We start from the raw sequence: 6,642 nt of genomic DNA, 5'->3' as shown, positions 1-6,642 counted from the left end.
CCCAGGTGCCGGATGCGCTCGGCGATGCCGCCCGGCCCGACCCCGGCGGCATCGCCGAGCGCATCCGGCACCTGGGCGAGCTCCACGAGGCGGGGCTGCTGACCGACGTCGAGTTCAGCACGAAGAAGGCCCAGCTGCTGGCGGAGCTCTAGGGACGGCCGGGGGACCCGGGGCGGCGTGATACCACGGTATGACCCGGCCCCCGGGGTCGGCACCGTGGTGTGACGCCCGGCGGCGCCCCGCGACCTACGCTGGTCGGGCCATGTCCAGCAAGCCCATGATCCCGCTCGCCCGGCTGCGTGACCTCTTCACCCCCGCCGGGCCGCCCACCCCGCTCTTCGGCCACTCCCCGCGCCGGTTCGTCCGGCGGCTGCCGTACGCCGTGGCCATCGTGGCCGTCGCCATCCTGCTGCCGGTCACGGCCATGTTCCTCGGCGAGGGCTACCACCTCAACGCCGACCTCGCGCTCGTGTTCGCCCTCTTCCAGGTGCTGCCGCTGCTGTTCGCCGTGCGGCGGCCGCTGGCGGCCTGGGCGGTGGCCTTCACCGCCCACACGGTCTGCGCGGCGGTCCTGTTGAGCGTCCCGCTGCACCCGGCCCACCCCTGGCCGTCGAACCCGACCTCCCAGCCCTGGCCGTGGACGCCGATGGCCATCATCGGCATGCTGCTGCTCCTGTTCGCCGTCGGCCTGCGCGAGCGCAACCGCACCCTGATCGCGGTGTGGACGCTGACGGGCGCGGTCAGCCTCGTCTTCCAGCGCGTCGCCCCGGAGCGCAGCAACGGCTCCTGGGTGGCCCTGTTCGTCATCGGCGGAGTGCTGCTCGTCATCGGCGGCCTGCTGCGCGCACGCGCCGCCACCCAGCGGGCGCTGGCCGAGCAGGAGACCATCAGCGAGGCCGAACGGGCCCGCCGCACCCTGCTGGAGGAGCGCGCCCGGATCGCCCGGGAGCTGCACGACGTGGTCGCCCACCACATGTCCGTCATCACGGTGCAGGCGGACAGCGCCCCGTACCGCGTCGAGGGCCTCCCGGACGCGGCCCGCGAGGAGTTCGCGTCGATCGCGGCGACGGCCCGGGAGTCGCTGACGGAGATGCGCCGGCTGCTGGGCGTGCTGCGCAACGAGGACACCGCCGGTGCCCCCGGCGGGTCCGAGCGGGCGCCGCAGCCGGGGGCCGAGCGGATTCCGCAGCTGGTCGAGGCGACGGTGCGGGCGGGGGTGCCGGTGGAGCTGTCGCTGTCCGAACTGCCCGCGCTGCCGCAGACCGTGGACCTGTCCGCCTACCGCATCGTGCAGGAGGCCCTGGCCAATGTCGTCCGGCACGCCCCGGGCGCGGCCACCCGGGTCTCGGTCGCGGCGGACCCGGACGGGACGGGCCTTACGGTCCTGGTCGTCAACGCGGCGCCGGAGGAGGACACTCCGCCGCTGGAGACCGGTGGCACGGGCCATGGTCTGGTGGGGATGCGGGAGCGGGTCCGGCTGGTGGGTGGCACCCTCGACACCGGCCCCCTGCCGGAGGGCGGCTTCCGGGTCGCGGCCCGGCTCCCGCTGAGCACAGAAGAGGAACCCCCCACCGTATGACCATCAAGGTGATCATCGTCGACGACCAGGCCATGGTGCGGGCGGGCTTCGCCGCGCTGCTGGCCGCCCAGTCCGACATCGACGTCGTCGGCGACGCGGCGGACGGCCGGCAGGGCGTGGCCCTGAGCCGTTCCGCCCACCCGGACGTGGTGCTGATGGACGTCCGGATGCCGGAGATGGACGGCCTGGAGGCGGCCCGGCAGATCCTCGACCCGCCGCTCGGGGTGACGCACCGGCCCAAGGTGCTGATGCTGACGACCTTCGACGTCGACGACTACGTCTACGAGGCGCTGCGCGCGGGCGCCTCCGGCTTCCTCCTCAAGGACGCCCCGCCGGCCGACCTGATCTCGGCGGTCCGGGTGGTCGCGGCGGGCGAGGCGCTGCTGGCCCCCTCCGTCACCCGCCGGCTCATCGCGGACTTCGCCAAGCGCCCGGCTCCCCGCCGCCGCCCGGGCACGGTCCGCCCCGGCGGGCTGACGCCCCGGGAGACGGAGGTGCTGGAGCTGATCGCGCGGGGCCTGTCCAACCAGGAGATCGCGGACCGGCTGGTCCTGGCCGAGCAGACCGTCAAGACGCACGTCGGGCGGGTCCTGGCGAAGCTGAGCCTCCGGGACCGCGCGCAGGCGGTCATCTTCGCCTATGAATCCGGGCTGGTGACCCCGGGCGAGAGCTGACCGCCCCCCTCCCCGGTACGGGTGGGAGCGTGGCCGAAACCGGGACGGGGCGGCGTCGGCCGCGCGACGATGCCGGTATGCGCTGCAATCGTTGCCACAACGCGATGTGGTGGGATGTGACGCCGGGCCAGCGGCCGTCCTGGTACTGCTCGGTGTGCGTCCACCCTCCGGAGCGGCGGGTCAATGCGGCGGCTGTGCCGGCGCCGTGTCCTCGGGGGTGCCGGTCTCCGATCACGGAGCATCGTGGGGGCGAGCGGCGGTTCATTTGCCACTGACGGCCGGTGGGGGCCGTTCGCGCCCACGCGGCGGTAGCCGCATATCGACACTGCCCCGCGCCCCTACGGGGCGATCGTGGACAGGACGAGTCCTTCCTCCTCGCCCGGACCCTCCGCCCGCAAGCCCCCGTCCGGGCCCCACACCGCGCTCAAGCCGCACGCGTCGTAGGGGCCGGCCTCCCCGACGTGGTTCGCGAGGAGGACGTGGAGGCCGTTGGCCCGGGCCAGGGCGGGGAAGATCTCCATCCGTTCGCGGGCGCCGCCGCCCCGGCCGTAGAGGGAGCTCGCCAGCAGCACGTCGCAGCCGTCGGCGGCGGCCCGGCACGCGAGGTCGGGGAAGTGGGCGTCGAAGCAGATGACGAGGCCGAAGGCGACACCGTCCAGCGTGAAACGGCCGTCCTCCGTGCCCGCCGTGAAGCCCGCGGCGGCCTCCGTGTCCGTGACGTGGCGCTTGTCGTAGCGGGTGAGGAGCTCCCCGTCCGGGCCGTACACGAAGGTGCTGATCGTCGGCCCGGCCGGGGCGCGGCCCGCGCAGTTCACCGCCGCCGCGACGCCCGCCGCCCGGCAGGCGGCGCGCAGCGGGCCGAGCCGGGGGTCGTCCGGGGCCAGGGTCAGCCGGCCGGGGTCGCCGGTGATGGCGTCGAGCTCGTAGCCGGTGACGGCGAGTTCGGGGAAGACGACGAGGGCCGCGCCCCGCTCGCCCGCCTCGGTGACCAGGCCGGCCATGCGGGTCGCATTGGCGGCGACGTCGCACGGCCGGGCGGTGAACTGCGCTGCTGCGATGATCATGCGCACATCATGACCGGCCCGTGGTCCCCACGGCCACCGCCAGCACGGCCCGGATCTGCGCGGTGATCGCCATCCGCTCCCGGACGAACGCGGGGTCGGTGATCCGCCCGGTCGCGGGATCGGTGTTGCCCTCGCCGAACTTCAGCACCGGGGTGTGCAGATGACCGCCCGGAACCTTCAGGCCCACGGCGTCGCGGAGCAGGGTGGCGCGGTAGGCGATCTCGTTGGAGAGGTAGTCGCCCCCGCCGCCCGCGCGGGCGGCCGAGCCCGGCGTGGGCCCGTCCGGCCGGTCGACGGGAGCCGTGCCGCCCGCCGGTATCTCGGTGACGGAGGTGTTGTCGCGCACCGGGAACGGGCCGGTCGCGGCCGCCGTGATCGCCGCGTACGGCAGGGTCGTGGTCGTCCACTGCGGCTGCGGGGTCACGGTCGGCACGCCCGCCGGGACCGGTACGGTCCCCGTGCGCGAGACGCCGAGGTTGTCGGCGGCGCCGCCGCGCCAGGCACCGTTCGTGCGCTCGACGTCGAAGCGGCCGGGGCGGCCCTGGCTGATGGTGGTGAACAGGTCCACCTTCCCCCACTGCCTGAACGGCGTGGGAGGTGCCCCCACGGGGCCGGGGCGGAAGTACGGGAGCAGGGTCCGTTCGACCGTGCCGTCGGCGAAGTCCGCCCAGCGCACCGGGAAGACGGCCGCCTCCACGCGCGCCGGGCCCGCCGGGGTGTCGATCACGGTGCCGTCCAGGGCCAGGGCGGCCGCGCCGGAGGGGTTGGAGCGGCGGATGTCGGAGTCCAGCTGGAACGGGTCGAAGCCGGTGATCAGCACCCGCTTCACCGCGCCGCCCACCGGTGTGTCGAGGGAGTCCTGACCACGCGAGGCGCGCTCCACGGCGGCCTCCAGGGCCGCGCGCCGCCGCTCCGGCAGCGGGAACGCCGGCCGCCACTCGCGCAGCGCCCGCGTCATGCCCAGCCGCGCCCAGTACAGCGGCCGGTCGTCGTCCCGGCTGAGATCGCCGCCTTCCGGGCCGCGCCCCTGGGCCCGGTCCACGGCCCGCCGCCACAGCCGCCCGCCGTCGGCGGCCGCCAGCCGCTCGGCCTCGGCGGCGCCCCGCGTACGGGCCAGGGCGCGGGCGAAGCCGGGGGCGACGTCGTCGAAGCCGCTGCGGCGCAGGATCTCCTGCGGCACGGGCCCGGAGAGCCGCTGCTCCTCCACGGTGAGCGCGGACGCGGTGGGCGTGGTGGGCGCGGCCCCGGCGGGGGCGGCGAGGGCGAGCGGGGAGCAGGCGAGGAGGACGGCGCCGAGGACGGCCGACCGGACCGGGACCGGCCTCCGGGAGATATCACGGGGTCTCATGGGACGGAAGGTAATCACCGGGACCGCATGGAGCGATAGAGGACGGTCAACACCCTTCGTGCAGCAACTATTTCAGGCCACAATGGCGAGATGAACTCAGTGCAGCTCCTCATGGTTCCACTGATATCCGCCGGACGAGCCACCGCTGCCCCGCTGTTCGACACCGGCGTGGGTCAAGGAACACGCCAGTTAGCCGAGTTGGCCATCGCACTGCTGCTCTCCTCGCTCATCGGGCTGGAGCGGGAGCTCCAGCAGAAGAGCGCGGGGCTGCGCACCCACACACTGGTCGGCGTGGGCAGCGCGCTCTTCATGGAGATCTCGATCCACGGCTTCTCCGCGGTGCCCGACCTGGGCATGGGCCGGTTCGACGGCTCCCGGGTCGCCGCGCAGATCGTCTCGGGCATCGGCTTCATCGGCGGTGGCCTGATCTTCGTCCGCCGGGACGCCGTACGCGGCCTGACGACGGCCGCCACGATCTGGCTGACCTGCGCCGTCGGCATGGCCTGCGGCGGTGGGCTGCCCCTGCTGGGCGGGGTGGCGACCGCCGTGCACTTCCTGGTGGTGCGCGGCTTCCCGTTGGTGACCCGCAGGCTGGCCACGGCGCCCGCGCTGGAGCACGTCGAGCTGACCCTGTCCTACCGCACCCGCAAGGGGCTGCTGGGCCGGGTGCTGGAGCTGTGCACCCGGTGCGGCTTCCAGGTCACGGACGTCCAGATCCACGCCCGGGCAGAGCCGGAGGAGGGCACGGTACGGCCCAGGGGCAAGGTGCGGGAGGCGGGCGTGGTGCTGAGCCTGGAGGGCAAGGGATCGGCGCATCCACTGGTGGAGGAGCTCACCGACTGGGAGGGCATCCTCGACATCGATCTCCACGCCCACCGCGAGAGCACGGAATGACGGATGGAGTGACGGACGGGGCGATTCGGGCCGGCCGTCCCCGCGCGGGTGAACTCGCTTATGAGAAGCGCTCGTTCATCGGATAGCGTGCGGGGCGGAAGACGGCACGGGCCGGTCGCGGTCGCCCGTGCCCGTCTTCGGTCACGGCCCGGCGCCACCGCGCGGGCGCGGACGGCACCGGGTGCCCGGGGCGAGGGTACGGGCCCCGGTGCCGCGGTTCCGCGCCCGTCGCACCGGTGGCCGGCCGGGCCGTGCGGGGGGCGGGGGCGGGGTCACCTGACGGATCCCGCCCCCGCCCGGAAGGACTCCGCCCGCCGCGTGCCGCCCGTCACGCGGCGGGCGGTTCGGCGGCGGTGACGGTGCGGTAGGCGAGGGCCGCCAGTTCGCCCTGGCCCTGCTTGCTGGGGTGGAACCAGTCCCACTTGCTGAGCGCCTGGCCGCTGAAGCCGTAGCCGTGGACCGAGCCGTCGTAGCGGCACAGCCCGTCGCGCTCGCAGACGCTCTTGAGCACGGTGTTGTACTCGCGGACCCGCTGCTCGACCCGGACGCGACGGGCCTCGGCGGTCGCGTCGTCGGAGCCCGCGTCGGCCAGCATCGACGGGCAGACCGAGCCCAGCTTCCAGATCTCCGGACCGATCAGGCTCTTGCGCCCCTCCGCCCACAGCCGCCGCAGGTCCGGCACCCCGGCCACGTACACCTGGGACTTCGGCAGGGCGGTGCGCAGCTCCCGCAGCGACTTCTCGAAGTCGGCGCGGAAGTCGTCCGCGGCGGTCATGTCGTCCACGTTCTTGCGGCAGGCGTCGTTGGCCCCGACGAGCACGGTCACGAGCTGCGGTCTGTCGGCGACGGCCGCGCGCATCTGCTCCGGCAGGTCGGCCATCCGGGCGCCGGTGCGGGCGTGGTTCCAGCTGCTGGTCCCGGGGGAGGCGAGCAGCCGCCGGGCGAGGCTGTCGACGGAGGTGCCGGTGGCCCAGGAGGCCTCGGGGCAGTCCTTGAGCATGGAGCAGGCGTCGAAGCCGCGGGTGATGGAGTCGCCGAGGGAGGCGATCGACCCGGGGCGGGTGTTCCAGGCCGGGCGGGTGG

Annotated in this window: 7 protein-coding genes; 4 read left to right on the top strand and 3 right to left on the bottom strand. The window is 74.6% G+C overall.

The features are described 5' to 3' along the window. From K6I33_RS29400 to K6I33_RS29390, 3 genes are all read left to right on the top strand, one after another. Window positions 1–152 (top strand): SHOCT domain-containing protein (locus K6I33_RS29400; protein ID WP_229357582.1); only part of this gene is annotated, 152 nt, incomplete at its 5' end. A 110-nt stretch (window positions 153–262) separates the two neighbouring features. Next, window positions 263–1,579: a sensor histidine kinase gene (locus K6I33_RS29395; protein ID WP_229357580.1), complete on the top strand. Its 1,317-nt coding sequence runs from the start codon at window positions 263–265 to the stop codon at window positions 1,577–1,579. Continuing rightward, window positions 1,576–2,253 carry a response regulator transcription factor gene (locus K6I33_RS29390; RefSeq protein WP_229357579.1) on the top strand — a complete coding sequence of 226 codons (678 nt, stop codon included), beginning with the start codon at window positions 1,576–1,578 and terminating at the stop codon, window positions 2,251–2,253. The genes K6I33_RS29395 and K6I33_RS29390 overlap by 4 nt, the downstream gene beginning before the upstream one ends. A 338-nt stretch (window positions 2,254–2,591) precedes the next feature. Here the strand turns inward: K6I33_RS29390 and K6I33_RS29385 are convergent, their stop codons facing one another. Continuing rightward, window positions 2,592–3,317 carry a carbon-nitrogen hydrolase family protein gene (locus K6I33_RS29385; RefSeq protein ID WP_229357578.1) on the bottom strand — a complete coding sequence of 242 codons (726 nt, stop codon included), beginning with the start codon at window positions 3,315–3,317 and terminating at the stop codon, window positions 2,592–2,594. A gap of 7 nt (window positions 3,318–3,324) precedes the next feature. Continuing rightward, window positions 3,325–4,665, bottom strand: a complete 1,341-nt coding sequence (locus tag K6I33_RS29380; protein ID WP_229357577.1) for a pyroglutamyl peptidase — start codon at window positions 4,663–4,665, stop codon at window positions 3,325–3,327. Between the two features lie 111 nt (window positions 4,666–4,776). Between K6I33_RS29380 and K6I33_RS29375 the strand changes: the two genes are divergently transcribed. Beyond that, a complete protein-coding gene (locus tag K6I33_RS29375; RefSeq protein WP_229357581.1) occupies window positions 4,777–5,559 on the top strand; it encodes an MgtC/SapB family protein in 783 nt (260 codons plus the stop codon). A gap of 328 nt (window positions 5,560–5,887) precedes the next feature. Here K6I33_RS29375 and K6I33_RS29370 read toward each other — a convergent pair. Beyond that, a partial coding sequence (locus K6I33_RS29370; protein ID WP_229357576.1) for a GDSL-type esterase/lipase family protein occupies window positions 5,888–6,642 on the bottom strand: 755 nt, incomplete at its 5' end.

The organism is Streptomyces sp. UNOB3_S3 (genome assembly GCF_020740895.1).
Lineage (GTDB): Bacteria > Actinomycetota > Actinomycetes > Streptomycetales > Streptomycetaceae > Streptomyces.
Note: the sequence above shows the minus strand (reverse complement) of the source record. Positions and strands in the feature narration are given on the sequence as shown.

Bases quoted from the DNA above. Each gene is read 5' to 3' on its own strand.
- K6I33_RS29395 (WP_229357580.1), top strand. From the start codon at position 263: ATGTCCAGCAAGCCCATGATCCCGCTCGCCCGGCTGCGTGACCTCTTC.
- K6I33_RS29390 (WP_229357579.1), top strand. From the start codon at position 1,576: ATGACCATCAAGGTGATCATCGTCGACGACCAGGCCATGGTGCGGGCG.
- K6I33_RS29385 (WP_229357578.1), bottom strand. From the start codon at position 3,317: ATGATCATCGCAGCAGCGCAGTTCACCGCCCGGCCGTGCGACGTCGCC.
- K6I33_RS29380 (WP_229357577.1), bottom strand. From the start codon at position 4,665: ATGAGACCCCGTGATATCTCCCGGAGGCCGGTCCCGGTCCGGTCGGCC.
- K6I33_RS29375 (WP_229357581.1), top strand. From the start codon at position 4,777: ATGGTTCCACTGATATCCGCCGGACGAGCCACCGCTGCCCCGCTGTTC.